Source organism: Sphingomonas vulcanisoli, from assembly GCF_011761305.1.
Taxonomy (GTDB): Bacteria; Pseudomonadota; Alphaproteobacteria; order Sphingomonadales; family Sphingomonadaceae; genus Sphingomonas_I; species Sphingomonas_I vulcanisoli.
The window spans coordinates 13,334-37,880 of sequence record NZ_JAAOZC010000008.1 but is presented as its reverse complement, the minus strand read 5'-3'; the positions used below and the strand labels follow the sequence as shown (position 1 = coordinate 37,880).

Sequence of the window (24,547 nt, the reverse complement as noted above, 5' to 3'; positions counted from 1 at the left end):
CCCCACCCCAACCCCTCCCCGGAAGGGGAGGGGCTTTTTGTGAGTGATATGACCCCCCTCGACGCGCTCCGTACCACCTTCGGCTATCCCGCTTTCCGCGGCCGGCAGGCGGAAGTGATCGATCGCGTGATGGCGGGGCGGCACAGCCTCGCGGTGATGCCGACGGGCGCGGGCAAGAGCCTGACCTATCAGATCCCGGCGCTGTGCCGGGAAGGAACGGGGCTGGTGATCTCGCCGCTGATCGCGCTGATGCACGATCAGGTGCGCTCGGCCGAGGCGGCGGGCATCCGCGCCGCGGCGCTGACCAGCGCCGACGACAATCGCGAGGAGACGATCCGCCGCTTCCGCGCAGGCGATCTCGATCTGCTGTACGTCGCGCCCGAGCGGGCCAATACCGAAAGCTTCCGCCGCCTGATCGCCGATCAGACGCTGGCGCTGATCGCGATCGACGAGGCGCATTGCGTCTCCGAATGGGGCCACGACTTCCGCCCCGATTATCGCACGATCAAAGGCCTGCTGGAGGTGCGGCCCGATGTTCCCCGTCTGGCGCTGACCGCCACCGCCGACCAGCACACCCGCGCCGACATCCTCGCCCAGCTCGGCATCCCCGACGAAGGGCTGATCCTCGCCGGCTTCGATCGGCCCAACATCAGCTATGCGATCGAGCCGCGCGACGGCATCACCAAGCAGTTGCTGGCCTTCATCGCCACGCAGACCGGCCCCGGCATCGTCTATGCGCAGAGCCGCAACGAGACCGAGAAGCTGGCGGTGGCCATCGCGACCAGCGGCCGCCCGGCTCGCGCTTATCATGCAGGCCTTGAGCCGCAGATCCGCGCCGCCGCCAGCCGCGCCTTCGTCTCGTCCGAGGATATGGTGATGGTGGCGACGATCGCGTTCGGCATGGGGATCGACAAGCCTGATGTCCGCTTCGTCGCGCACGCCGGCCTGCCCAAATCGATCGAGGCCTATTATCAGGAGACCGGCCGCGCGGGCCGCGACGGCGATCCGGCGGTGGCGCAATTGTTCTGGGGCGCGGAGGATTTCTCGCGCGCCCGGCGGCGGATCGAGAGCGAGGTCGAGGAGGCGAGGCGGCCCGGCGAGCGCGCGCGGCTCAACGCGCTGGCGGGGCTTGTCGAGGCGACGGGCTGCCGCCGCGCGATCCTGCTCCGTCACTTCGGCGAGACGCCCCCGCCCGCCTGCGGCAATTGCGACAATTGCCTGAGCCCTCCCGCGCAGGTCGATGCCACCGAGATTGCGCGCAAATTGCTGTCGGCGGCGTTCCGTACCGAGATGCGCTTCGGCATCGGCCATCTGATCGATGTGCTGGCGGGCAAGGAGACCGACAAGGTGATCGGCCAGGGCCACCAGCGCCTCTCCGTGTTCGGCATCGCCAGTGAGGAGGAGTTGAAGCTCGTCCGCCCGGTGGCGCGGGTGCTGATGGCGCGGGATGCGCTGCGGGCCGACGATTTCGGGGGGCTGTCGTTCGGGCCGGGCGCCCGGCCGATCCTCAAGGGCGAGGAGGCGGTGGCGGTGGTGCTGCCGCCCAAGCGCGCCAGGGGCTCAAGACGTTCGCGCGATGCTGGGCCGGAGGATCCTATGTTCGAGGCGCTGCGGGCCAAGCGCCGCGATCTCGCGCGGGAGGCGGGGGTGCCGCCCTACGTCATCTTTCACGATGCCGTGCTGCGGGAGATGGCGGCGGCGCGGCCTGCGTCATTGGCAGCGCTTGGGCGGATCACTGGTGTGGGCGCGGTGAAGCTGGAGAAATATGGCGCGGCGTTTCTGGAGGTTCTCAACGATCCTCCCCTGTAAGGGGAGGTGGCGTCGCACAGCGATGACGGAGGGGTGTCGCCCCATCGATAGCGGGATACCCCTCCACCATCCTGCGGATGGTTCCCCTCCCCTTACAGGGGAGGATGAGCCTACCGCCGCGCCCCCGACGCACCCCTCATCGCCTCGCGGCTCTTTTCCTCGCTAGGATGCGTCCCCGGCTCGCCGGCCACCTCGTCCGCCACCGTCGCGCCGCGCCTGCCAAGCGGCTTCTCCGGCCCGGCGGTGCTGTCGCGCGCGGTCTGCCGCTCGGCCTCGGCATTGATCTCGGCGCCCAGCAGGATCGCATAGGCCGAAACCCACAGCCACATCAGCAGCACCACCACCGCCGAGAGCGAGCCATAGGTGGCATTGTAATTGCCGAGCGTCGTCGCATAGACGCCGAACAGCACCGTCGCGAGCAGCCAGAGCAAGGTCGCCAGCGCCGAGCCGAAGCTCAGCCAGCGCCATTTGGCGTCATGGCGATCGGGGGCGATGCGATAGGTCGCGGCGATGCCTGTGCTGGCGAGCAATCCCGCCACCAGCCACGTCGCGGCGCTGATCCCGATCGCGCCCAAGGTGCCAAGCTGATCGACCGCCTTGCCGACGAAGGCCAGCGCGGACGCGGCCAGCAATCCGACGATCGCCACCAGCACCGCGCCGACGATCATGATGAAGGAGAGCAAAGTCGTCCTGAGCAGGCTGCGCTTCTCGATCTGCTCATAGACGACGTTGAGCGCCATGATGATCGCGCCCGAAGCGCGCGTCGCGCCATAGAGCGAGACCAGCATCGCCACCGCCAGCCCCAGCCCCTTCTTGCCCGATGCGGTGGTGACCAGGCTGACGATCTGATCGATGATCAGCTTGGCCGCATCCTTGGGCACCAGCCGCACGATCGTGCGCATATGATCGGGGATGGAGGCGGGATCGGCGATCAGCCCATAGGTCATCACCATCGCGCCGAGCAAAGGCACAAAGGACAGGAAGGCATAGAAGGCGATGCCGGCGGCGAGCAGGCTGATATTGTCCGTGCCGGTCTTCACCCAGACGCGGCCGAGGATTTCCTTCCACGCGCTCCACGGCAGCCGGGTCGGCGCGGTGGCGGCGCGGCCGTGCGGATCTGTCTCGGCGGCGGACGCCATGCGATTAAACTCCCTGTTTCGCGCGGCTTAACGCACCGAGAGGGCGGTTGGTGGCACTCAAATCCTCCCCTGCAAGGGGAGGTGGCAGCCCGTAGGGCTGACGGAGGGGTGTCCCCCCTCTCGATAGCGGGATACCCCTCCGACGCGCTTCGCGCGCCACCTCCCCTTCCAGGGGAGGATCGGGTAGGCGTCCCGCATGTCCCGCGAACAACAGTTCATCGATCGCCTCAAGCCCCTCGCCCGCGATCCCGGCGCGCGGGGATTGATCGATGATGCCGCCGTGCTCGCGGTGGGGAACGAAACCTTGGTCCTCACCCACGATATGCTGGTCGAGGGCGTTCACTATCTCCCCGCCGATCCGCCGGCCGATGTCGCGTGGAAGCTGGTCGCGGTGAACCTCTCCGATCTCGCCGCAAAGGGGGCGGTGCCGGTCGCGGCGCTGATGGGCTATACGCTCGGCCCCGATGCCGATTGGGATGCGGCGTTCGTGGCAGGGCTCGGCGCGGCGCTCGGAGCCTTTGCACTGCCCTTGCTCGGCGGGGATACGGTGACGATGCCGCAGGGCCGCGCGCTGGGGCTCACCGCGATCGGGCGGGCGACGGGGCCGGTGCCGTCCCGCGGCGGCGTGCAGGCCGGTGACCAGCTCTGGGTAACGGGGCGGATCGGCGCAGCGCGGCTTGGTCTGGCGATCGCCAAGGGCATGGCAGAGGGGCCGGAGGAATGGCTCACCGCCTATCGCCGGCCGATGCCGCGCCTCGCCTGGGGGCAGGCGCTCGGCCCCCGCGTCCATGCCATGGCGGACGTCTCCGATGGCCTGCTGATCGATGCGCGGCGGATGGCGGCGGCGAGCGGGCTCGGCGTCACGATCGCGCTGGAGACGGTGCCGATCGTCGGCGATGACGCGCTGGCGGCAGTGACGGCGGGCGACGATTACGAACTGCTGTTCGCCGCCCCGCCGGGGTTCGCGCCGCCTTCCGATTGCATCGCCACCCTGATCGGCGGCTTCGCGCCCGGCGAGGGCCTTCGCCTGACGCGCGACGGCGCCGCCATCGCCTTGCCCGCTCGTCTGGGCTACGAACATGATTGAGGCGGGTCTGGAAAGGGCGAGAGCAGGATGACGCGGGCCCCCATCGCCGGAAAGCAGCGCGTCACCAGCAAGAAGAAGCGCAGCGCCTCCTCGCGCAGCTGGCTGGAACGCCAGCTCAACGATCCTTACGTCAAGCGCGCGCAGGCAGAGGGCTATCGCAGCCGCGCCGCGTTCAAGCTGATCGAGCTCGACGAGCGGTTCGCGCTGCTGAAGGGCGTCAAGCGGGTGATCGATCTCGGCATCGCGCCGGGCGGCTGGGCCCAAGTCGTCAAGCGCCGCAATGAAGCCACGGTGGTGGTGGGCATCGATCTGCTGGAGGTCGATCCGATTTCCGGAGTCACCATCCTGCAGATGGATTTCATGGACGATGGCGCGCCCGATGCGCTGATGACGGCGCTGGAAGGCCCCGCCGATCTGGTGCTTTCGGATATGGCGGCGAACACCGTCGGCCATCAGCAGACCGATCACCTGCGCACGATGGCGCTGGTCGAGGCGGGGGCGGATTTCGCCGGGCAGGTGCTGCGGCCCGGCGGCGCTTATGTCGCCAAGGTGCTGGCGGGGGGCGCGGATCATACTTTGGTCGCGCTGCTCAAGCGGATGTTCCAGACGGTCAAGCACGCCAAGCCGCCGGCCAGCCGCAAGGATTCGTCCGAATGGTATGTGATCGCGCAGGGCTTCAAGGGCCGCACAGAGCCGGGCGAAGTTGAGGAAGTTGAGGAGTGCGGATGAGATCAGCCGTACTCCGGCGAAGGCCGGAGTGCTGGAGGATCGAGCGCGCCGCCCGCCACGCAGCGCTCCGGCCCGCGCCGGAGCACGGAGACCTCTGAATCGCCCCCTCACGCTTCGTTCGCCGACCCCGCCCCGCCGGCCGCGAGCATGATCGGGCGAACCGAGGCGGGCACCGCGGTATAGGCGGGGCGCCGTGCCGCGACGAGCCGTGCGCGCCCAACGCGCACGATGCAGACCCGATCGCCCTGATTGCCGCCGAGGACATGGAAGGCGCCCGCATCCTCGCCGACGTACAGCCCGACATGGCCACCGGTCGGCCGCTGGAAAACCAAAGTATCGCCCAGCGCCGGGTGATCGGCGGGCGTGCCGAAATGCCGCCAGTTGAGCGCCCATAGCGGTCCGCCCACAGGCAACGGCTTGCCCGCGCGCTTGGCGACAACACCCATGAACAGCCCGCACCACGGCATCGCATCCGCGCGATAGGCGCCGGCGCCAATCTCCTTCGCCCAGCCGAGGATCACGGGATTGTCCACCGGGCTCGGGGCTTCGGTGGTGCCGTAGAGCGCGAGCGCCTCGGCGATCATCCGCGGCGGAGCGGCGATCTGGCCGAGCCAGGCGTAAGCGGCGGGGAGGGGGGTGTGGGACATGGCGAGACTCCTTGCATCGAAGAAGCGATTCGCAAGCGCGATTATAACCAGAAAGGCACGCTGTGGGCCAGCGAAAAGTGCCGATGGGCAAAGATTGAGGGATTTGCTTGGCACCCTCTCCCGCTTTCGCGGGAGAGGGAGGGGCCCGCTAATCGAGCGAAGCGAGATTTGTGGGAGGGTGAGGGTCTTCTTCTGGCGCGGTCCAAAGAAAGAAGACCCTCACCCCAACCCTCTCCCGCGAAGGCGGAAGAGGGAGCCGTGTCTCGACTTCCCCGTCCGCCGCGCTAACCTCCGCCCCATGAAAAAACTCCTGATCGCGGCGTTGCTCGCCGCCCCCGCTCCGCTCCTCGCGCGCCCGTTCACGCCGCAGGATATGGTTTCGCTGTCGCGCGTCAATGCGCCGGTGGTCTCGCCCGATGGCCGCTGGATGGTCTGGTCGCAGCGCGAGACCGATCTCGCCGCCAACAAGGGCCGCCACGATCTCTGGCGGCTCGATCTCAAGGCCAAGGCCGCCGCGCCCGAAAAATATGCCAGCTTGCCCTCAGCCGAGGAAAGCAGCCCGCAGTTCGGGCCGGATGGATCGCTCTATTTCCTCTCGGATCGCGCGGGCGGTAAAATGGCGGTGTGGAAGGTCGGCCCGGCGGGCGGCACCCCGACGCAGGTGACCGGCGATTATGATCTCGATGGCTTCAAGGTCGCGCCGACCGGCGACAAGCTGGTGGTATGGGCGGCGCGGCCGGTCGGCGCCGCCTCGCTCGATGCCAAGCTGCCTGCCAAGGCCAGTGATGCCGGATCGGGCCGCACCTTCGATCAGCTCTTCATCCGCCACTGGGATACGTGGAGCGATCATCAGCGCGAGCAACTCTTCGTGATCCCGATCGCCGCCGGCAAAGCGAGTGGCCCCGGCCATGCTATCGAAGGCGCGCTGATCGGCGACACGCCTTCCAAGCCCTATGGCGGTGCTGAAGAGGTGAGCTGGAGCCGTGACGGCAAGACCGTCTATTTCGCGCTGCGCGAGGCGGGGCGGATCGAGGCGCTTTCCACCAATCTCGATATCTTCGCCGCGCCCGCCGATGGATCGGCCCCGCCGGTCAATCTCACCGTTGACAATAAGGCGACCGATACCCAGCCCGCCGTCTCCCCCGATGGCCGCTGGCTGGCATGGGGCGCGATGGCACGGCCGGGCGCGGAGAGCGATCGGCTGGTTCTGTGGGTGCGCGAGATCGCCACCGGCAAGGCGCGCGCCGTGACCGAACGCTGGGATCGCTCGATCGGATCGATCGCCTGGGCGCCCAATTCGGCGGCGCTTTACGTCACCGCCAACGATGTGCTCGACAACCCCGTCTTCCGCATCGATCTTGCCACTGGCGAGCCGCACCGCATCACCGGGCCGGGCCATGCCGGCGGGGTCGAGGTGCTGCCCGGCGGTGGCCTCGTCTACACGCTCGACAGCCTCACCGCGCCCGCCGACATCTGGAAGTGGGAGCCCAACGGCCGAACGACCCAGCTCACCCACGTCAACGCCGCCCGGCTGGCGGGCGTCGATTGGCCGACCGTGTCGCGCTTCACCTTCAAGGGCGCGGGCAATGCCACCGTCTGGGGCATCGTCGCCAAGCCGCGGACGCTGGCGCCGGGCGCCAAGGCGCCGATCGCCTTCCTCGTCCACGGCGGGCCGCAGGGATCGTTCGGGGATAGCTGGTCGTACCGCTGGAACCCTGCCGCCTGGACCGGGCATGGCTATGCGGTGGTCTCGGTCGATTTCCACGGGTCGACCGGATACGGCCAGGCCTTCACCGATTCGATCAGCAACGATTGGGGTGGCAAGCCGCTGACCGATCTCAAGCTAGGCCTCAAAGCGGCGACCGAGCAATTCGCCTGGCTGGATGCGGACAACGCCTGCGCGCTCGGCGCGTCCTACGGCGGCTATATGATGAACTGGATCGAGGGCGCCTGGCCCGATCGCTTCAAGTGCATCGTCCAGCACGACGGCGTCTTCGATGCCCGCGCCATGGCCTATGAGACCGAGGAACTCTGGTTCGACGAATGGGAGCATGGCGGCCATCCCTATTATGAGGACGCCGCCGCGTTCGAAAAATGGAATCCGGTCAACAAGGTGGCCGAGTGGAAGACGCCCCAGCTGGTGATCACCAGCGAACGCGATTTCCGCATCCCCTACACGCAAGGCATCGCCGCCTTCACCGCGCTCCAGCGCCGCGATGTGCCTTCAAAGCTGCTGGTCTTCCCGGACGAGAATCACTGGGTGCTCAAGCCGAAGAACAGCCTGCAATGGTATGGCGAGGTCTTCCAGTGGCTGGATAAATGGACGGGCAACAAGGCGGGGTGAGGCCCTAAGGCCGGATCGACGTTCAAGATCATCATCGATCCTCCCCTGCAAGGGGAGGTGGCGCGCGCAGCGCGTCGGAGGAGTATACTGCTATCGAGAGGGTGACACCCCTCCGTCAGCCCCGGGGGCTGCCACCTCCCCTTGCAGGGGAGGATTGAGTGTCGATCGCCTTACCGAAACCGCACCCTCACCAGCGTGCGATAGGCCGCCCACCCCGGCCATCGGTGCGACCGGCCGCGGCCGCGGATGCGAGCGGCGCTCATTGCCGCGTCTCCTGCGCCAGCGGCAGCGGATCGAGGCCGTGCTGACCGAGGAAATGCTGTAGCGAGAGCAAGAGATTCTGGGCCGACGCCACCGGCAGCGCCAGCCGCGCCACCACCAGCCGCTCCAGCGGCGGCGGCGTTTTGGAATGATCGCAGCGCAAGCTTTCCAGCGTCACCGCGACGACGCCGTTCAGCAGGCCCATCCCCGATACGCCGGTGACCATCAGCTCGGGCGCGAAGCTGTTGTCGATCAAGGGCAGCTCGGGTGCGGGCTGGGGGTGGGGGAACATCTTCATGGGCGACGCACTCCTGTGGAAAACAGGGCGCCGTTGTCGAAAAGCCACGTGACGCGGGAATGTCGCTTATCGTGCAACGCGGACATCGCGCGGCAACGAACCGCAATCAGACTGGGCAGCGATCACCGCGTTACGGCGCAGCAGACAAGCGGAGCATGTCCTGCGGTCTAAGGTCGCCACCAGCGGCTATGCCATCGACGTCCTTTCTGGCCGCCACCCCGGATGTGTTCCGGTCATCCCACCGCAGGCTTCGAAGCTTGAGGATGGGCGGATGCCGGAATAAGCCCGGCACGACCATGCCATCCACCCATGCTCCTCCGTCACTCGATGCCGCCTTGGATCGCCGTCAGGCCACCGCGTTCCGCCTCGCATAGCGGTACAAGCCCCAGGCCAGCGCGAGGAACAGGATCGTGCCGCCGATCAGCGCGGGGGTCTCGAAGCTCTTGCCGACCAGCGCCAGCGGCGCATCGCTGCCGCTGACGTAGACGATCAGCGCGAAGGCGACCCCCCACAGGCTCTCGCCGACGATCATTCCCGTCGCGGTCAGCGTGCCGATGCGCTCGGCCAGCTCGGGGCTGGCGCTGCGGCGCGCCCAGCGATCGTAAAACCAGCCGGTCACCGATCCGATCGTGGTCGGCAGGATCACCGCCATCGGCAGATAGATGCCGAGCGCCACGCCCAGCGGCGGCAGGCGCAGCAGCCTGAGCTTGCCCAGCGTCTCGTCCAGCAGGATCAGCACCACGCCCGCGCCGACACCATAGCCCAGCATCCGCCAGTTGGCGTCGCCCGAGAGCACGCCCTTGGCCAGCGCCGAGATCAGCCCCGCCTGCGGGGCGGCGAGCGCGTTCGGCCCCGCGCCGGGCACGCCGACGAAACCCATGCCGCTGTTGAGCACGTTGAGCACGGGCGGGATGATCAAAGATCCGAACACCACGCCGATCACCAGCGCGACCTGCTGCTTCCACGGCGTCGCGCCGACCAATTGGCCGGTCTTCAGATCCTGGAGATTGTCGTTGGAAATCGTCGCCACGCCGAACACGATGCCGGTGACGATCAGCGCGTAGGCGATCAACGCGCTGGTCGTATCGCCGCCGGGGTGTTGGCCGAACAGCCCGACCAGCATCAGCGACGAGCCGATGATCGCAAGGATGCCGATCCCGGAGACGGGCGAGTTGGAGGCGCCGATCAGCCCTGCCATATAGCCGCACACCGCCGCGATCATCAGGCCGACCACGGCGATGAAGATCAAGGCGCCGCCGATCAGCGCGATCGCCGATCCGGCCAGCGCGCCGCCCTTGAGCACATCCCACAACAGCCAGGCGATCGGCAACAAGGTCAGCAGCGCGGCGCCTGCCACCCAAGCGATCGGCAGATCGCGCTCCTCCAGCGCCAGCGCCTCGCCCTTGCCGCGTGCGGCGCTCGCCGCCAGCGCGGAGCGGATGCCGCCGATCACCGGCCCGGCGATCTTGACCAAGGTCCACACCGCCGAGACGCCGATCACGCCCGCCCCGAAGAAGCGCACGTCGCCCTTCCAATAGGTCGTGACCCAGGCGGCGAGATCGCCGGGCATGGGATGCGCGGCGGTCAGGATCGGGACCAGTACGAACCAGCCGATCACCATCCCCAAGCCCATCGCTGCGCCCACCGAAAGCCCGACAAGGTGACCGACGCCGAGCAGGGCGAACGAAAGGCTGCCCGATATGCTGGTCGCGCCGGAGCCGACGCGGAAACTGGTCGCCGCGGTATCGGTGATGATCTTGGTCTGGGTGAAGATCGCAAAGGCGGCGGAAACGACGCTGTTCCAGATCAGCACCAGCAGGCCTTTCCTGGCCTCGCCTTCGCCTTCGCGCGATCCGGCGCCGATCTGCAGCACCTCGGCGGCGGCGACCCCTTCGGGATAGGGCAGATCGGTATCGACGACGAGCGCGCGCCTGAGCGGCACCGAGAACATCACGCCGAGGATGCCCCCCGTCGCGGTGATCATCGCGGTCTGGACATAGGGGAAATCGTGCCACCAGCCGATCATCACCAGCCCCGGCAGCACGAAGATGATCGCCGCCAGCGTGCCGGCCGCGCTCGCCACCGTCTGCACGATATTATTCTCGAGGATCGTCGCGCCCTTGAAGAGCTTGAGGATCGCCATCGAGATCACCGCGGCGGGGATCGATGTCGCGAAGGTGAGGCCGACCTTGAGGCCGAGATAGACGTTGGCGGCAGTGAACAGCAACGTGATGATGCCGCCGAGAAGAATGCCGCGGAAGGTGAGCTCGCGGAGCGCGGGAGTGGTCTGCATCCCCGGAAGGTGCCCGGCTGCGCGTCTGGGCGCAAGCCCGGCGCGCTGGCCGTTCCCTTCTCGTCATCCCATCGCTAAAGGCGCGCGCATGAAGTCTCACGCTCCCGATCCCGCCCTCCTCTTCAAGGCCGAAACCCTGGCCGAGGCGCTGCCCTATCTGCAGCGCTATGCGGGGGCGACGTTTGTGGTGAAATATGGCGGGCATGCGATGGGCGATGCCGATGCGGCGGAGGATTTTGCCGAGGATGTCGTGCTGTTGAAGCATGTCGGCATCAATCCGATCGTCGTCCACGGCGGCGGGCCGCAGATCGGCGCGGCGCTGAAGGCGCAGGGGATAGAGAGCCGCTTCGTCAACGGGCTGCGCGTCACCGACAAGGCGACGATGAAGGTGGCCGAGATGGTGCTGTCGGGCGCGATCAACAAGGAGATCGTATCGTGGATCGCCGCCGAGGGCGGGCGCGCGGTCGGCATCTCGGGCAAGGACGGGCGGCTGGTCACGGTCCGCAAGGTGCAGAGCGAGGATGATCTCGGCTTCGTCGGCGAGCCCGATGATATCGATACGCGCATCCTGGATACGATCAGCAAGGCGGGGATGATCCCGGTGGTGGCGCCGATCGGCGTCGGCCCCGATGGCGAGACCTATAATATCAACGCCGATACGATGGCCGGCGCGCTGGCCATCGCGACGGGGGCCGAGCGGCTGTTCCTGCTGACGGACGTGGCGGGCGTGCTCGACAAGGACAAGAACCTGCTCTCCGATCTCACCCCCGTCGAGATCGCGCAGCTGCGCGTGGAGGGCGTGATCACGGGCGGGATGATCCCCAAGCTCGAAACCTGTATCGATGCGGTGGAGGGCGGGGTCGACGCGGCGGTGATCCTCGATGGCCGCGTGCCGCATGCGATGCTGATCGAGATTTTCACCAAGGAGGGTGCGGGGACTTTGGTGCGGCTGGCCTAACAGCGCGCGCATCCCCCGTTCGTGTCGAGCGAAGTCGAGACACGTTCGACCTCACGCTCGTGGCACGTCCCTCGACTTCGCTCGGGACGAACGGTGTTATGGGTGGTTGGCCTCCTAATCGCCGATCGGCTAAAGGCCCATTGCCTCAATTTCGGATGACCCCATGATCGCGCTACTCCAGATCGTCGACCTGCTGCTTTCAGTCATCATGTGGATCATCGTCGTCCAGGCGATCCTGTCGTGGCTGGTCGCGTTCAACGTGGTGAACACGCACAATGATTTCGTCCGCCAATTGCTGTTCGCGCTCAGCCGGATGACCGAGCCGCTGTATCGCCCGATCCGCCGCCTGATGCCCGATTTCGGCGCGCTCGATTTCTCGCCGATGGTGGTGCTGCTGATCATCTACATCCTGCGCAACATCGTGCTGCCGAGGCTCGCGCTGGCTGCCGCCGGAATGGGCTGATGACCGCGCGGATCATCGACGGCAAGGCGCGCGCGGCGGCACTGCGCGCCAGGGTCGGCGAGCAGCATGCGGCGTTCGAGAGAGCGGCGGGGCGCAAGGCCGGGCTGGCGGTGGTGCTGGTCGGCGAGGATCCCGCGAGCGCCGTCTATGTCCGCTCCAAGGGCAAGGCGACCGAGGCCGCCGGCATGGCGAGCTCCACCCACCGCTTGGCCGCCAAGACCAGTGAGGGGGACCTGCTAACGCTGGTCCGCCAGTTGAACGGCGATCCGGCGGTGGACGGCATCCTCGTGCAATTGCCCTTGCCCGGCCACATCAACGAAAATGCGGTGATTGCCGCGATCGATCCGAACAAGGATGTCGATGGCTTCCACCCGGTCAATGCCGGGCGGCTGGCAAGCGGATTGCAAGGCTTCGTGCCCTGTACGCCGCTGGGATGCCTGATGCTGCTCAAGGAGGAATTGGGCGATCTTAGTGGGCTCGACGCGGTGGTGATCGGGCGATCCAACATCGTCGGCAAACCGATGGCGGCCCTGCTGCTCGCCGAAAGCTGCACCGTGACGATCGCCCATTCGCGGACGCGCGATCTCGCCGCCAAGGCGGCCGCGGCGGATATCGTCGTCGCGGCGGTCGGGCGGCCCGAGATGATCAAGGGCGATTGGCTGAAGCCGGGCGCGACCGTGATCGACGTCGGCATCAATCGCGTACCGGATGGCGAGGGCACCAGGCTGGTCGGAGATGTCGATTTCGATGGCGCGCTATCCGTGGCGGGCGCGATTACGCCCGTGCCGGGCGGGGTCGGCCCGATGACCATCGCCGTCCTGCTGCGCAATACCTTGCTCGCCGCGCACCGCAACGCGGGTGTCGCTTATGAGAAGGGCAGCCTGTGATCCTCGCCTGGCTTGCCGCCGCCGCGATCCCGCCGGTCGAGACGGCTGAGCGCGCCTTCGCCTCGGCTGCGCAGACGCAAGGCCAATGGACCGCCTTCCGCACCTTTGCCGCGCCGGATGCCACCATGATCATCGATGGCCCGCAGCCCGCCGCGCCGTTCCTTGCGGGGCGCGCGGATCCCAAGGGCGCGGTGATGTGGTGGCCGATGCGCACCGTCACCTCCTGCGACGGCACGATGGCGCTCTCCACCGGCCCGTGGCGTTCCGCCGATGGCACCAAGACCGGGCGCTATTACACGATCTGGCGGCACAAAGCCGATGGCTGGCATTGGGTGTTCGATGGCGGCACCGATGAAGCCGGCGTCGCCGCCGGCGATTTGATTTCGGGCAAGCGGGGCGGCACCTGCCACAAGCCGCATTGGGGCGAAGCCGAGCCCGGCGCGCTGGCCGGTGGCGGTTCGGTTGATGACAGCTTCCGCTGGCGGGTGGACAAGGCGGCACAAGGCTATCGCCTGCGCGTTTTCACCAATGTCGGGCCGGGCGCGATGAAGGATGAGGACGTCGTCCTCCGCTGATGCTGGGCCTTTACCTCTCGGCTTTCGTCACCTTCTTCGTGGTGATCGATCCGGTCGGCTGCGCGCCGATCTTCGCGGGTCTGACGCGCGGCGGCGGCCCGGAATATCGGCGCGCGATGGCGATCCGATCGACGGCCGTCGCGGCGGCCGTGCTGCTGTTGTTCGCCTTCATCGGCACGCCCTTGCTCAAGACGCTCGGCATCAGTCTCGATGCATTTCGTGCGGCGGGCGGCATCATGCTGTTCCTGATCGCGCTGGAAATGGTGTTCGAAAAGCGCACCGAGAAGCGCGAGCATCGCGTCGAGGAGGTCAACAAGCGCGCCGCAGAGCTGCATGTCGAGGCGCAGGATGTCTCGGTCTTCCCGATGGCGATCCCGATGATTGCCGGGCCGGGATCGATCGCCACGGTCATGCTCACCGCCTCGCGCAGCCACGGCACGGCCTTCTGGGTGGTGCTGGGCGCGCTGCTGAGCGTGCTGGTGGCGATGCTGGCGGCGCTGCTCGCGGCGGGGCCGATCATGCGCGTGCTGGGCGACAAGATCGAAGCGATGATCACGCGCATCCTGGGGGTGCTGCTGGCGGCGCTTGCGGCGCAGTTCGTGATCGACGGGGTGAAGGCGAGTTTTAGCTAAGCGCCCTATCCCGTTGGTGTCGAGCGTAGTCGAGACACGTCCCTCGACTTCGCTCGGGACGAACGGATGAAGGGGTTACCCCACCAATTTCCACAGCTTGAACGGGGAATTGGCCGGCAGCGGCATCGGCGCCAGCCATCCCGGCACCTTGCCGTTCTTGAGCTGGACGTAGAAGCCCTTGGGGTTCTCGCTCTGATAGACGGTGCTCTCGGACAATCCCGGGCAGAGCAGCAACAGGCTCGCGCCGTGCCGCTTCATCACGTCATGCGCCACCTCGGGATTATCGGCGCGGAAGGCGTGCTGGACATCGAGGATGGCGTTGCCGGCGCGGTGATAGGGGCCGGCGATGGCATCATGGTGCGTCACCGCGATCAGGCGGGGGCCGAGATCGACGAAGGTGAAGATCGTCGCGGGCGGCAGCGCGGCGATCGGCTTGAGCGCGGGCAAGGTCGGGCAGCGGCGGTTCGCCTGATCGACGGACTTGCGATAGGCGGTGCGATGCTCGGGGACAGAGCGCACGATCATCGCCGCGAAGCTGCCGGAGACGAGCAGGAAAGCCGCAACCGTGCCGAGGATGTGGATGAGCGAGGCCTCGATCTGGCCGAGCGCGCCCTTGCGATCGCTCGTATAGCCCAAAGTCCAGACCATCAAAGGCTGGCCGAGTGCGGTGGCGCCGATCACGCCCATTGCCTGGCTCGCGGGCCCGGCGCGCGTCTGCCACAACAGCAGCGCGGTCGAGAACAGCGAAAGCAGGGTCACGACCAGCCACGGCATCTCCTTGGCTGTGCCTTGCTCGCGCCGCCACGTCACGAACGCGCCGACCAGCCCGACGCCGGAGAGCGCGATGGTCGGGAACCACACCCGCCAGCCATGCTCGTAGAGCGGCTTGGCCTCCTTGATGTGGCTGAACCAGAGCTTGTCGAGCTCGGGCGAGATATGTTCGGGGCGGCCGAGGCATTGCGGCCAGGTGGTTGCGAAGGCACCGCCCAGCACGATCGCCGCCGCCGCCATCAGCACCGCGCGCGAGGTACGTCCCTCAATCCGCAGCGATCCGAGCAGCACCATCAGCCCGCCCGCCTCCAGCAGGGTCGACAGATAGACCGGCGTCAGCGCGTCGCAGAGCGGGGCGGCATTGTCGAACGATCCGAACACCGCATAGCCCACCGCCGCGCCGCCCGCGAGCGCGGCGCCATAGGCGCGGATGCGGTCTCGCTCGCTGGCGTCGAGCACCCACCACAGCAGGCTCAGCGCGCCGATCGTCGCGAGATAGGGGAGCAGCTCCAGCCCGATCGAAAGGCTGATCGCGGTGGCGATGCCGGTGGTGATGCCGCCGCGCACCTTTTTTGGGTCGGCGATCCCCGTCACCGCCCAGATCAGCGTGGCAAGCTGCCAGCCGTGATGATCGATGCGCAGCGGCATCCACATCAGCATCGATGTCTGCGCGCAGACCATCACCGCGAAGGCGAGGAAGAACGCCCACCGATCGATCAGCCGCCGCGCCGCCAGCATCATCCCATAGAGCGAAGCGCCGAACGCCAGCATCGGCGCGATCGCACAGGCCCAGCGCGCGGCCTGTGGTCCGCCGAGGATCGGCTGGAGGATCAGCAGCAGCCCCGCGATAGGCAGATCGACGATCCGCGACCAGTGGATCGAGATGCCGTCCGGCGGGTCCATTCGGTGGTTGCGCAGATCGTACCAGCCCTGGCCCGCCAGCCAGGATTTGACCTGGACGAAGCGCATATTGTCATCGGTATCGGAGAGCGCGAACCAGGTGATCGCGCCCCATTTGTACCAGAGCATGTAGGCCGCGGTGGCGGCGAAGAAGGCCCAGAACCACAGCCGCCAGTGCGTGCGTGCCGGGGGTTGAGGCCTTTTCTCGTCGTTCACGGCTGGTCCCGAAAGCTTGCGCGCCCGCTCGACAGGGGCACGATCTTAACCCTAGGGCCTCTACGGACCCCAAGGCAAAGAGCAAGGCATTGACGTCGCATGCGTGAGACCGCCGCCAAAAGGCGCGAACTTTTCTGGCAACTCGTCCGCTATGGGATCAACGGCTGCATCGTTACCGGCACCTATACGGCGGTGTTCGTGGCGGTGGACAGCCTCACGCACTGGTCGCCGCAGATCTGCAACCTGCTCGGCTTTCTGGTGGCGGTGTCGCTGGGGTACAATCTGCACAGCCGCGTCACTTTCAAGGGCCACGGCGATCGCGGCCGCGCCGCGCAGATCCGCTTCTTCGCGGCGAGCTTCCCCAGCATGATCGTCAACGCTGGCTGGACCTGGCTGCTCCTCACCCACCTCAAGCTGCCGCACTGGACGGTGCAGGTGCCGATCTGGTGCGTGACGCCGATATTGCTGTTCGCGCTGAACAGATGGTGGGTGTTCAAGGAGGCGAAGTGATCCTCCCCGGCACGGGGAGGGGGACCGTTCGCGTAGCGAATGGTGGAGGGGGCTCACAATCCCGCGCTGCACCCGGAGGATAGCCCCTCCGTCAGCCCTGCGGGCTGCCACCTCCCCGTTCCGGGGAGGAATGCTCCACGCGATACAATATCCCCCCTCGATCCCCTATCCAGATCGGCGTCAGCCCCGGGAAGCTGTTCATCTTGTCGCGGGCCATGGCGATCAGCCAGACGTAATCGAAGGCGTCGTGGGGCAAATGGTTGAGGCCGCCGGGATAGACTTTTGCGTGCGCCTGGCGGCAGGGGAAGGGGCGCAGGATCTGCGTCGGATCCTCGGAAAAGCCTTTGGCCGGGGCATATTTGATCGAGAGCAATTGCGCGCCGGGATCGACCCACTGGCCGTTGGCGAAGGCGCCGCGCCGCACGATCGCCATCGATCCCAGATGATCCATCCGCGTCGTCTCCCAATTGCCGAGGCATTGGAGCGCCACCTCGACGAACACGCGCGATCCGGGCTTCACATGATCGAGCGCCACGAGTTGGGCGCGGTTGGCATCGTCATGCTCGGCGAAGCTGGCGGTCAGCATCGCCAGCCGCGCGCCGAACAGCGCGGTGGCGATAAGGGCGACGATCGCATTCTCGCGCCGCGCGCTCGATCGCAGCGTGATCGCCGCCACCGCGATCATCAGCACATAAGGCGCCAGCCGCATATCGGCATAAGCGGAGTTGAGCAGGATGCGCGGCAGCAGGCAGTAAGCGATCATCAGCATCAGGCTGGCGATGCCGAGGGTACGGTTCATCCGCACCCAGATCCCCGCCAGTCCGCAGGCGATCAGCCCCCAGAGGATGTAGACCGACGCGATGTCGTAATTCATCCAGTGCGTGCGCAGCGACGAGATGATGTAGACATATTTGCCGCGCCAGAAGAAGAAATCCCCGGTCAGCGATTTGGCGCTGGCATCGCCGCTTCGCCAGACGAGCAGTAGAATCAGGGGCGGCGCCAGCGCCAGCGTCTTGATCCCGCCCCAGAACAGGCTGGTGAAGAAGCTGCGGCCATCGTCGCGCGCGCGGACGACTTCGGCGGCGTAGCAGAGCAGGCAGAGCGTCGCCCAGCCGAAGACATGCGCGACGGTGAGCAGCAGGCCGATCGGCACGAACAGGATATTGCGCCAGCGGTACAGCCCCATCCGCCCGAGCCGCAGCCAAAGCGCGAAGGCGTTGAGTGCCAGCGCCATCGCGAAACTGTAATTGAGGAAGCCCCAGATCAGCGGGAAGCCATAGGCCAGCGGCAGCGCGAACAAAGCGGTGGGCGGCACGCGGCCATGCGCCTCACGCGCGATCCATAGGATGCCGAACGTCACCATCGCGGGGATGGTGATGACGATCAGCTTGAGCCCCAGCTCCAGCCCGAACAGCTTGGCCATCGGGATGATGGCGATATCGACGCCGAGATTGGCAAGGAAGCGCCAGTGGAAATTGTAGTAAGTGCTGCGCAGCGGCGAGGCGGGATCGGCCAGCTCCACGGCGTAGCGGCCCATATGGCCGGGCAGATCGGTGAAAGGCGGGATCGTGGGATAGAGCAACGGGATCGTCGTCACGATCACCAGCGCCATGCAATACCAGCGGCTGTTCCACCACCCGCGCGGGGGCATCGGGGCGGGAAGCTGGGGGCGAAACATCGCGCCCGCTTTATGGCGGTGGAGGGCCTACCGGCAAGGGGGCAGGGCCAAGCTCAATAGCGATAGCCCGGCAGGGCCAGCCGCCAGCGGATCGCGGCGGCGCGCAGACCGAAGCCTCCGGCGGCGCCGATCAGCGCGGGCCAGGGCGCGGGCAGGCCGAGCAATGTCAGCCCGACGAACAGCCCCGCCGCCAGCATCGCGCAGGTCACGTAAAGCTCGTGCCGCAACAGGATCGAAGGCTTGCGCGCCAGGGTATCGCGGATCACACCGCCCATGCAGGCGGTCACCACGCCCATCACGCCGGCCGGCAGCGGCGGCACGCCATAGTGCAGTGCCTTGCCCGCGCCATACGTCGCATAGGCCGCGAGACCCGCGGCATCGCACCAGTCGAGCGCCGCTTCGGGCCACCAGCGGCGCGGCAGCAGCCACACCGCCACCGCCACTGCGAGGCAGATCAGCAGCGGCGCCGGATCGCGCATCCAGAACACCGGCGCATCGATCAGCAGATCGCGCATCGTCCCCCCGCCGATCGCGGTGACGGTGGCGAAGAAACAGGCGCCGACGATATCCAGCCGCGCCCGCGCCGCCGCCAGCGCGCCCGATGCTGCAAACACGCTTATGCCGGCGTAATCGAGCCAGCGCAGCATCGGTTCGAGGGGCGGAAGCAGGTGCATGGCGGGAAGCCTAGCCCGTTCGGCCCCGCTCCGCACGCGCTTCGTCATTCCGCCTTCGCGGGAATGACGCTGTGGGGTACTGGCCCTGCCATGACCGAAATTCTGATGTGCGCGCCGATGCCTCCGCTGGTGATCGATGGCCTTGCTGCCCGCTTCACGCTGCACAAGCTCTGGGAGCATGCGGATACGGAGGCTGCGCTTTCCGCAATAGCGCCGCGTATCCGTGGGCTTGCGGCGAGTACGCTCGCCGGCCCGGTGGCGCCCGCGCTGCTCGACAGACTGCCGGCGCTGGAGATCATCGCCAGCTTCGGTGTCGGCTACGAACATGTCGATGCCGGGGCCGCCGCGGATCGCGGCATCATCGTCACCAACACGCCCGGCGTGCTCGATGACGAGGTCGCCGATTGCACGATCGGCCTGCTGCTCGCGACGTTGCGCTGCCTGCCCCAGGCCGATCGCTTCGTGCGCGCAGGCCTATGGCGCGACGGTGCTTTCCCGCTCTCGCCGAGCTTGCGCGGGCGGCGGATCGGCCTCCTCGGTTTCGGCAATATCGGCCAGGCGATCGCGCGGCGGCTCGCAGGGTTCGGCGTTCCGATCGCCTACCACGCACGCCATCCGCGCCCGGACACGCCCTATGATTATTACCCGACGCCGGTCGCACTCGCCGAGGTCAGCGATGTGCTGATCGCGATCCTCCCCGGCGGCGACGCGACGCGCCATATCGTCAATGCCGATGTGCTCGCCGCGCTCGGGGCCGATGGCGTGCTGATCAATGTCGCGCGGGGCAGCGTGGTCGATCAGCCCGCGCTGATCGCGGCGCTGCAGCAGGGCACGATCCTCGCCGCCGGTCTCGACGTATTCGAGGAGGAGCCGGAGGTGCCGCAGGCGCTGATCGATATGGAGAATGTCGTGCTGCTGCCCCATGTCGGTTCGGCCTCCGAGCGGACGCGCGCGGCGATGGGCCAGCTGGTGGTCGATAATCTCGTGAGCTGGTTTGCGGAGGGACGCCCGATTACGCCGGTGTTTGAGAGCGAGCGATTGCTGAACCGCTGATCCTCCCCTGCAAGGGGAGGGGGACCAGCCGTAGGCTGGTGGAGGGGTATCCCGCTCTCGAGAGGACGACACCCCTCCGTCATCGCTGCGCGATGCCACCTCCCCTTCAAGGGGAGGATGTGTGCGTCACTTAGCCTTATACGCCACCCCCATCACCTCGAAATGCGCGCCGCCGAGCAGGCTGCCGGCGCCGAGGAAGGCGCGCGCCGGCATCGGGCCCTTGAAATAGGTGCGGTAGACCGCGTTGAAATCATTGAAGTCCTTGAGATCGGTGGCGAACACCTGCACCCAGACGAGATCGTCCATCGTCAGCCCGGCTTTCTCCACCGTGGCCTTGATATGATCGAGCACCAGCTTGGCGCCGTCCTTTGCGGTCGGCGCGCCGCCATCGGTGGTGCCCGCGACATAGAGCGTGTTGCCCGCCCACACCGCGGCGCTGAACGGCGGCGTGCCGGTCATGCCCGCGGGCATTCCGCCGGCGGGAATGTGCACGTTCTCCGCCAGTGAGGGGGCGGCGATCAGGGCGAGGGCGGCGGCGAGCAGGTGGCGCATCAAGGGCTCCTTCGTTGGGTGGCGATACGATACTTGCGCAACCCGTGCACACAAGCACCGTACTCCGGCGCAGGCCGAAGCCCAGCAGCCGTGGGCGCTCCGCCCATAACCCTGGGCTCCGGCCTGCGCCGGAGCACGGCCCGCGATTGGTGAAGGCAGGGGTGCCAATCAGCCGACGCATCGCTAAGAGCGCACCCCTATGACGATCGACAAGACCTTCGACCCCGCCGGTATCGAGGCGCACTGGTATCCTTATTGGGAGAGCCGCGGCCTGTTCCGCCCCGCGCGCGAGGACCGGGAGCCGTTCACGATCGTCATCCCGCCGCCGAACGTGACCGGCAGCCTGCACATCGGCCATGCGCTGGATAATACGCTGCAGGATATCCTGATCCGCCACGCCCGGCTGCAGGGCAAGGATGCGCTGTGGGTGGTCGGCACCGATCACGCCGGCATCGCCACGCAGATGGTGGTCGAGCGCAACATCGCCAGCCAGGGCCTCAAGCGGCAGGAGATGGGGCGCGAGGCGTTTCTGGACCATGTCTGGGAATGGAAGGCGACGAGCGGGGGGCAGATCACCCGCCAGCTCCGCCGCCTCGGCGCATCGTGCGATTGGGCCAACGAGCGCTTCACGATGGACGAGGGCTTTTCGAAGGCCGTCGTGAAGGTGTTCGTTGATCTCTACAATCAGGGCCTGCTCTATCGCGACAAGCGCCTGGTCAACTGGGATCCGCACTTCCGCACCGCCATCTCGGACCTCGAGGTCGAGACCCGGGAGGTGAACGGCAAATTCTGGCACCTGCGCTACCCGCTGGCCGATGGATCGGGATCGATCTCGGTTGCGACGACGCGGCCCGAGACGATGCTCGCCGATATGGCGGTGGCGGTGAACCCGGAGGACGCGCGATACAAGGCGCTGATCGGCAAGCAGGTGTGCCTGCCGATCACCGGGCGGCTGATCCCGATCGTGGCGGACGATCATGCCGATCCGGAGCTGGGATCGGGCGCGGTGAAGATCACGCCGGGGCACGACTTCAACGATTTCGAAGTGGGCAAGCGGGCGGGCTTCAAGGCGGCCGAGATGCTCAACATGCTCGATGCCTCGGGCGCCATCACCCAGACCGCCGACGGGCTGATCCCCGCCGACTTGCTCGGCCTCGATCGCTTCGAGGCGCGCGATGTGATCGTGAAGCTGCTCGAAGAGGCGGGTGCGCTGGAAAAGGTCGAGGATCGCGTGATCCAGACGCCTTATGGCGATCGCTCGGGCGTGGTGATCGAGCCTTGGCTGACCGATCAATGGTATGTCGATGCCAAAGCGCTCGCCGGCCCGGCGATCGAGGCGGTGCGATCGGGCGCGATCCGCGTGGTGCCCGAGACGTGGAAGAAGACCTGGTATCAGTGGCTGGAGAATATCCAGCCTTGGTGCGTGTCGCGGCAATTGTGGTGGGGGCATCAGATCCCGGCGTGGTTCGGGCCGGGCCTCCGCGATGATGGCAGCTTGATTACAGGCGACGTGATTCGGGTAGACGCCAACTGGCGCCCAACCACCCGAATGCCGATCTCCGAGAAAATTTTCGTTGCTGACAGCGATGAAGAAGCGCTTGCTCAGGCGCGGGCTTACTACCCGAACGATGCCACGATCCGATTCTCCGACGACTGGGAGGATCGTGGTCAATCAGAAGCAAATACTGTCGTCCTGCGCCGTGATCGTGACGTGCTCGACACCTGGTTCTCTTCCGCCCTCTGGCCCTTCGCGACGCTCGGCTGGCCCGATGGCGCACCCCAAACCCCGTTCGTCCCGAGCGAAGTCGAGGGACGTACCTCAGGCGGTGCGGTCGAACGTGTCTCGACTACGCTCGACACAATCGGGCGGGGGGCGGCGTCCGCCCCGGCAAAAACCCTCCTCGCCCGCCACTACCCCAACGATGTCCTCATCTCCGGCTTCGATATCCTGTTCTTCTGGGATGCGCGGATGGCGATGCAGGGGTTGCATTTCATGGGGGAGGCGCCGTGGAAAACGCTGTACCTGCACGGGCTGGTGCGCGCGCCCGATGGCTCCAAAATGTCCAAGTCCAAGGGCAACACCGTCGATCCGCTCGGCCTGATCGACAAATATGGCGCCGATGCGCTGCGCTTCACGCTGGCGGCGATGGAGAGCCAGGGGCGGGACATCAAGCTGGATGAGAAGCGCGTCGAGGGCTATCGGAACTTCGCCACCAAGCTCTGGAACGCCGCCCGCTTCGCGCAATCGAACGGCATCGGCGGATCGACGCGGCAGGAGCCGCCCGAGCAGATCAACGCGGTCGACAAATGGATCGTCGCCGAGACGGTTCGCACCGTGCAGGCGCTCGATCTGGCGCTGGCGGACCTGCGCTTCGATGAGGCGGCGAACACCGTCTATCAGTTCGTCTGGGCGCAATTCTGCGACTGGTATCTGGAGCTGATCAAGCCCGGCCTCGGCAATGAAATGCCGGGCGAGACCAAGGCGGTGGCGGGCTGGGTGCTCGATCGCATCCTGGTAATGCTCCACCCCTTCATGCCCTTCATCACCGAGGAATTGTGGCGCGCGCTGGCGGCGCGCGATCATGATCTGATCGTGGCGGAATGGCCCAAGGTGGATGCGGTTTCGATCGATCAGAGCGCGGTGGCCGAGGTGGAGTGGCTGATCCGCCTCGTCAGCGCGATCCGGGCGGCGCGGGCGGATGTAAATGTGCCGCCTGGCGCAAGAACTAACCTCATCATTTTGGAGCAGCGCGAGCTCAAGTCCGGCGATCTCGTGTCTGCGACACCGAACCCGAACTTGATCGATCGTGTTCGTCGTCAGGCAAAGGCGCTTTCGCGCTTGGCAAGAATCGACAATGCGGAATTCATAAGCACTGGAATCGCGATCCAACTGGCAACGGGAACGGAGACCGACCGGATTACCTACCAGCCGTCGCTAAAAGGGCGCCTCCAAGTTGTAGTCGATGGGATCGATTATATTCTGCTCGTTGGCGATTTGATCGATCTCGTCGCGGAGGAGGCGCGGCTTAGGAAAAATCTTGAGGCAGCCGAAAAGGAAGCAGCCTCGCTTGCCGGCCGTCTCAACAACCCCTCCTTCGTCGAGAAGGCCAAGCCCGAGGCGGTCGCCAAGGCGCGGGAGGATCATGCCGCCAAGTCCGCCGAGGCGGAGCGGCTGCGCGCGGCGTTGGCGCGGTTGGGCTGACTTGCTAGTCTTTCGTCACCCCGGACGTGTTCCGGGGTCCACCCAGCAATAGATTCCTGAGCTTGCGGATGGGTGGATGCCGGAACACGTCCGGCATGACGTTTTAGGACATATCCGTCCGGTTTCTTGCCGCCGCGCGCCTCTCCCGCTAAGCGCGCACCTCCCATGGCCCATCCGATCATCATTGCCGTCCCCAAGGGGCGCATCCTCGCCGAGGTGATGCCGTTGTTCGCGGCCGCCGGCATCACGCCGGAGCCCGCCTTTGCTGATGAGGACAGCCGCGCGCTGCGCTTCGCCACCGATCGGCCCGATATCAGCCTGATCCGCGTTCGCGCCTTCGATGTCGCCACCTTCGTCGCCCACGGCGCGGCGCAGCTCGGCATCGTCGGATCGGACGTGCTGATGGAATATGCCTACTCCGAGCTCTACGCGCCGGTCGACCTCGATATCGGCCACTGCCGCCTTTCGGTCGCCGAGCCCGCCGACATGGCCGCCAAGGACGATCCGCGCGGCTGGAGCCACGTCCGCGTCGCCACCAAATATCCCAACCTCACCCGCCGCCATTTCGAGGCTAGGGGCGTGCAGGCCGAGTGCATCAAATTGAACGGCGCGATGGAGATCGCCCCGGTGCTGGGGCTGTCGAGCCGGATCGTCGATCTGGTCTCGTCGGGGCGGACGCTCAAGGAAAATGGACTGGTCGAGGTGGAGGTGATCACGCAGGTCTCCGCGCGGCTGATCGCCAATCGGGCGGCGTTCAAGACACGGGCGGCGCAGGTGCTGCCGTTGATCGAGGCGTTTCGGAGCGCGGTGGAGCAGGCCCGTGCGGCCTGAGCGCCTAACTCCCTCTCCCCGCTGGCGGGGAGAGGGTT

General features: G+C 66.9%; 21 protein-coding genes. 13 read left to right on the top strand and 8 right to left on the bottom strand.

All coding sequences use genetic code 11. The features are described from left to right. The first annotated feature begins 48 nt into the window (after positions 1-48). Positions 49-1,809: a DNA helicase RecQ gene (gene recQ, locus FHS31_RS13445; RefSeq protein WP_167074551.1), complete on the top strand. Its 1,761-nt coding sequence runs from the start codon at positions 49-51 to the stop codon at positions 1,807-1,809. 110 nt (positions 1,810-1,919) lie between these two features. Here the strand turns inward: recQ and FHS31_RS13440 are convergent, their stop codons facing one another. Next, positions 1,920-2,948, bottom strand: coding sequence for a YihY/virulence factor BrkB family protein (locus tag FHS31_RS13440; protein ID WP_167074379.1), 1,029 nt, complete (start codon positions 2,946-2,948; stop codon positions 1,920-1,922). 196 nt (positions 2,949-3,144) lie between these two features. Between FHS31_RS13440 and thiL the strand changes: the two genes are divergently transcribed. Beyond that, positions 3,145-4,035, top strand: a complete 891-nt coding sequence (gene thiL, locus FHS31_RS13435) for a thiamine-phosphate kinase (protein WP_167074377.1) — start codon at positions 3,145-3,147, stop codon at positions 4,033-4,035. Positions 4,036-4,062: 27 nt separating this feature from the next. Continuing rightward, the gene (locus FHS31_RS13430; protein WP_167074375.1) at positions 4,063-4,764 is read left to right on the top strand and encodes an RlmE family RNA methyltransferase; all 702 of its coding nucleotides are present in this window, start codon (positions 4,063-4,065) and stop codon (positions 4,762-4,764) included. A gap of 107 nt (positions 4,765-4,871) precedes the next feature. Here the strand turns inward: FHS31_RS13430 and FHS31_RS13425 are convergent, their stop codons facing one another. Next, entirely contained in the window at positions 4,872-5,411 is a 540-nt protein-coding gene (locus FHS31_RS13425) for a TIGR02594 family protein (protein WP_167074373.1), read from the bottom strand. A gap of 298 nt (positions 5,412-5,709) precedes the next feature. On the opposite strand from FHS31_RS13425, the gene FHS31_RS13420 reads away from it, so the two are divergent. Then, complete coding sequence (locus FHS31_RS13420) at positions 5,710-7,755, top strand: S9 family peptidase (RefSeq protein ID WP_167074371.1); 2,046 nt, start codon at positions 5,710-5,712, stop codon at positions 7,753-7,755. Positions 7,756-8,014: 259 nt separating this feature from the next. On the opposite strand, the gene FHS31_RS13415 is transcribed toward FHS31_RS13420, so the two are convergent. Next, positions 8,015-8,314 carry a hypothetical protein gene (locus tag FHS31_RS13415; protein WP_167074369.1) on the bottom strand — a complete coding sequence of 100 codons (300 nt, stop codon included), beginning with the start codon at positions 8,312-8,314 and terminating at the stop codon, positions 8,015-8,017. Positions 8,315-8,660: 346 nt separating this feature from the next. Continuing rightward, a complete protein-coding gene (locus FHS31_RS13410; protein ID WP_167074367.1) occupies positions 8,661-10,607 on the bottom strand; it encodes an OPT family oligopeptide transporter in 1,947 nt (648 codons plus the stop codon). An 88-nt stretch (positions 10,608-10,695) separates the two neighbouring features. On the opposite strand from FHS31_RS13410, the gene argB reads away from it, so the two are divergent. From argB to FHS31_RS13385, 5 genes are all read left to right on the top strand, one after another. Beyond that, on the top strand, positions 10,696-11,565 hold the full coding sequence (gene argB / locus FHS31_RS13405) for an acetylglutamate kinase (protein WP_167074365.1): 870 nt from the start codon (positions 10,696-10,698) through the stop codon (positions 11,563-11,565). A gap of 163 nt (positions 11,566-11,728) precedes the next feature. Continuing rightward, positions 11,729-12,028, top strand: a complete 300-nt coding sequence (locus tag FHS31_RS13400; RefSeq protein WP_167074363.1) for a YggT family protein — start codon at positions 11,729-11,731, stop codon at positions 12,026-12,028. Then, complete coding sequence (gene folD, locus FHS31_RS13395) at positions 12,028-12,915, top strand: bifunctional methylenetetrahydrofolate dehydrogenase/methenyltetrahydrofolate cyclohydrolase FolD (protein WP_167074361.1); 888 nt, start codon at positions 12,028-12,030, stop codon at positions 12,913-12,915. The genes FHS31_RS13400 and folD overlap by 1 nt, the downstream gene beginning before the upstream one ends. Next, positions 12,912-13,490, top strand: a complete 579-nt coding sequence (locus FHS31_RS13390) for a hypothetical protein (RefSeq protein ID WP_167074359.1) — start codon at positions 12,912-12,914, stop codon at positions 13,488-13,490. The genes folD and FHS31_RS13390 overlap by 4 nt, the downstream gene beginning before the upstream one ends. After that, entirely contained in the window at positions 13,490-14,122 is a 633-nt protein-coding gene (locus FHS31_RS13385; protein ID WP_167074357.1) for a MarC family protein, read from the top strand. Before FHS31_RS13390 ends, FHS31_RS13385 begins: the two co-directional genes overlap by 1 nt. 75 nt (positions 14,123-14,197) lie before the next feature. On the opposite strand, the gene FHS31_RS13380 is transcribed toward FHS31_RS13385, so the two are convergent. Then, a complete protein-coding gene (locus FHS31_RS13380) occupies positions 14,198-16,009 on the bottom strand; it encodes an AcrB/AcrD/AcrF family protein (protein WP_341786361.1) in 1,812 nt (603 codons plus the stop codon). 99 nt (positions 16,010-16,108) lie between these two features. Between FHS31_RS13380 and FHS31_RS13375 the strand changes: the two genes are divergently transcribed. Further along, positions 16,109-16,519, top strand: coding sequence for a GtrA family protein (locus FHS31_RS13375; protein ID WP_167074355.1), 411 nt, complete (start codon positions 16,109-16,111; stop codon positions 16,517-16,519). A gap of 91 nt (positions 16,520-16,610) precedes the next feature. On the opposite strand, the gene FHS31_RS13370 is transcribed toward FHS31_RS13375, so the two are convergent. Both FHS31_RS13370 and FHS31_RS13365 read right to left on the bottom strand, forming a co-directional pair. Continuing rightward, on the bottom strand, positions 16,611-18,197 hold the full coding sequence (locus FHS31_RS13370) for a hypothetical protein (RefSeq protein ID WP_243843468.1): 1,587 nt from the start codon (positions 18,195-18,197) through the stop codon (positions 16,611-16,613). Between the two features lie 53 nt (positions 18,198-18,250). Next, positions 18,251-18,871 carry a trimeric intracellular cation channel family protein gene (locus FHS31_RS13365; RefSeq protein ID WP_167074353.1) on the bottom strand — a complete coding sequence of 207 codons (621 nt, stop codon included), beginning with the start codon at positions 18,869-18,871 and terminating at the stop codon, positions 18,251-18,253. A gap of 90 nt (positions 18,872-18,961) precedes the next feature. On the opposite strand from FHS31_RS13365, the gene FHS31_RS13360 reads away from it, so the two are divergent. Then, positions 18,962-19,924: a 2-hydroxyacid dehydrogenase gene (locus FHS31_RS13360; protein WP_167074351.1), complete on the top strand. Its 963-nt coding sequence runs from the start codon at positions 18,962-18,964 to the stop codon at positions 19,922-19,924. 126 nt (positions 19,925-20,050) lie between these two features. On the opposite strand, the gene FHS31_RS13355 is transcribed toward FHS31_RS13360, so the two are convergent. Further along, the gene (locus FHS31_RS13355; RefSeq protein WP_208408719.1) at positions 20,051-20,476 is read right to left on the bottom strand and encodes a RidA family protein; all 426 of its coding nucleotides are present in this window, start codon (positions 20,474-20,476) and stop codon (positions 20,051-20,053) included. Positions 20,477-20,675: 199 nt separating this feature from the next. Here FHS31_RS13355 and FHS31_RS13350 point away from each other — a divergent pair, with 199 nt between their 5' ends. Together FHS31_RS13350 and hisG are read left to right on the top strand one after the other, a co-directional pair. Continuing rightward, positions 20,676-23,678 carry a valine--tRNA ligase gene (locus tag FHS31_RS13350; RefSeq protein WP_167074349.1) on the top strand — a complete coding sequence of 1,001 codons (3,003 nt, stop codon included), beginning with the start codon at positions 20,676-20,678 and terminating at the stop codon, positions 23,676-23,678. A 165-nt stretch (positions 23,679-23,843) separates the two neighbouring features. Further along, positions 23,844-24,509: an ATP phosphoribosyltransferase gene (hisG, locus tag FHS31_RS13345; RefSeq protein WP_167074347.1), complete on the top strand. Its 666-nt coding sequence runs from the start codon at positions 23,844-23,846 to the stop codon at positions 24,507-24,509. Positions 24,510-24,547: the final 38 nt, after the last annotated feature.

Coding starts and splice junctions, on each gene's coding strand:
- recQ (WP_167074551.1), top strand. CDS start 49: ATGACCCCCCTCGACGCGCTCCGTACCACCTTCGGCTATCCCGCTTTC.
- thiL (WP_167074377.1), top strand. CDS start 3,145: ATGTCCCGCGAACAACAGTTCATCGATCGCCTCAAGCCCCTCGCCCGC.
- FHS31_RS13385 (WP_167074357.1), top strand. CDS start 13,490: ATGCTGGGCCTTTACCTCTCGGCTTTCGTCACCTTCTTCGTGGTGATC.
- FHS31_RS13425 (WP_167074373.1), bottom strand. CDS start 5,411: ATGTCCCACACCCCCCTCCCCGCCGCTTACGCCTGGCTCGGCCAGATC.
- FHS31_RS13420 (WP_167074371.1), top strand. CDS start 5,710: ATGAAAAAACTCCTGATCGCGGCGTTGCTCGCCGCCCCCGCTCCGCTC.
- FHS31_RS13365 (WP_167074353.1), bottom strand. CDS start 18,871: ATGCACCTGCTTCCGCCCCTCGAACCGATGCTGCGCTGGCTCGATTAC.
- FHS31_RS13355 (WP_208408719.1), bottom strand. CDS start 20,476: ATGCGCCACCTGCTCGCCGCCGCCCTCGCCCTGATCGCCGCCCCCTCA.
- FHS31_RS13360 (WP_167074351.1), top strand. CDS start 18,962: ATGACCGAAATTCTGATGTGCGCGCCGATGCCTCCGCTGGTGATCGAT.
- argB (WP_167074365.1), top strand. CDS start 10,696: ATGAAGTCTCACGCTCCCGATCCCGCCCTCCTCTTCAAGGCCGAAACC.
- FHS31_RS13375 (WP_167074355.1), top strand. CDS start 16,109: ATGCGTGAGACCGCCGCCAAAAGGCGCGAACTTTTCTGGCAACTCGTC.
- FHS31_RS13350 (WP_167074349.1), top strand. CDS start 20,676: ATGACGATCGACAAGACCTTCGACCCCGCCGGTATCGAGGCGCACTGG.
- FHS31_RS13415 (WP_167074369.1), bottom strand. CDS start 8,314: ATGAAGATGTTCCCCCACCCCCAGCCCGCACCCGAGCTGCCCTTGATC.
- FHS31_RS13430 (WP_167074375.1), top strand. CDS start 4,063: ATGACGCGGGCCCCCATCGCCGGAAAGCAGCGCGTCACCAGCAAGAAG.
- FHS31_RS13440 (WP_167074379.1), bottom strand. CDS start 2,948: ATGGCGTCCGCCGCCGAGACAGATCCGCACGGCCGCGCCGCCACCGCG.
- FHS31_RS13410 (WP_167074367.1), bottom strand. CDS start 10,607: ATGCAGACCACTCCCGCGCTCCGCGAGCTCACCTTCCGCGGCATTCTT.
- folD (WP_167074361.1), top strand. CDS start 12,028: ATGACCGCGCGGATCATCGACGGCAAGGCGCGCGCGGCGGCACTGCGC.
- FHS31_RS13370 (WP_243843468.1), bottom strand. CDS start 18,197: ATGTTTCGCCCCCAGCTTCCCGCCCCGATGCCCCCGCGCGGGTGGTGG.
- hisG (WP_167074347.1), top strand. CDS start 23,844: ATGGCCCATCCGATCATCATTGCCGTCCCCAAGGGGCGCATCCTCGCC.
- FHS31_RS13400 (WP_167074363.1), top strand. CDS start 11,729: ATGATCGCGCTACTCCAGATCGTCGACCTGCTGCTTTCAGTCATCATG.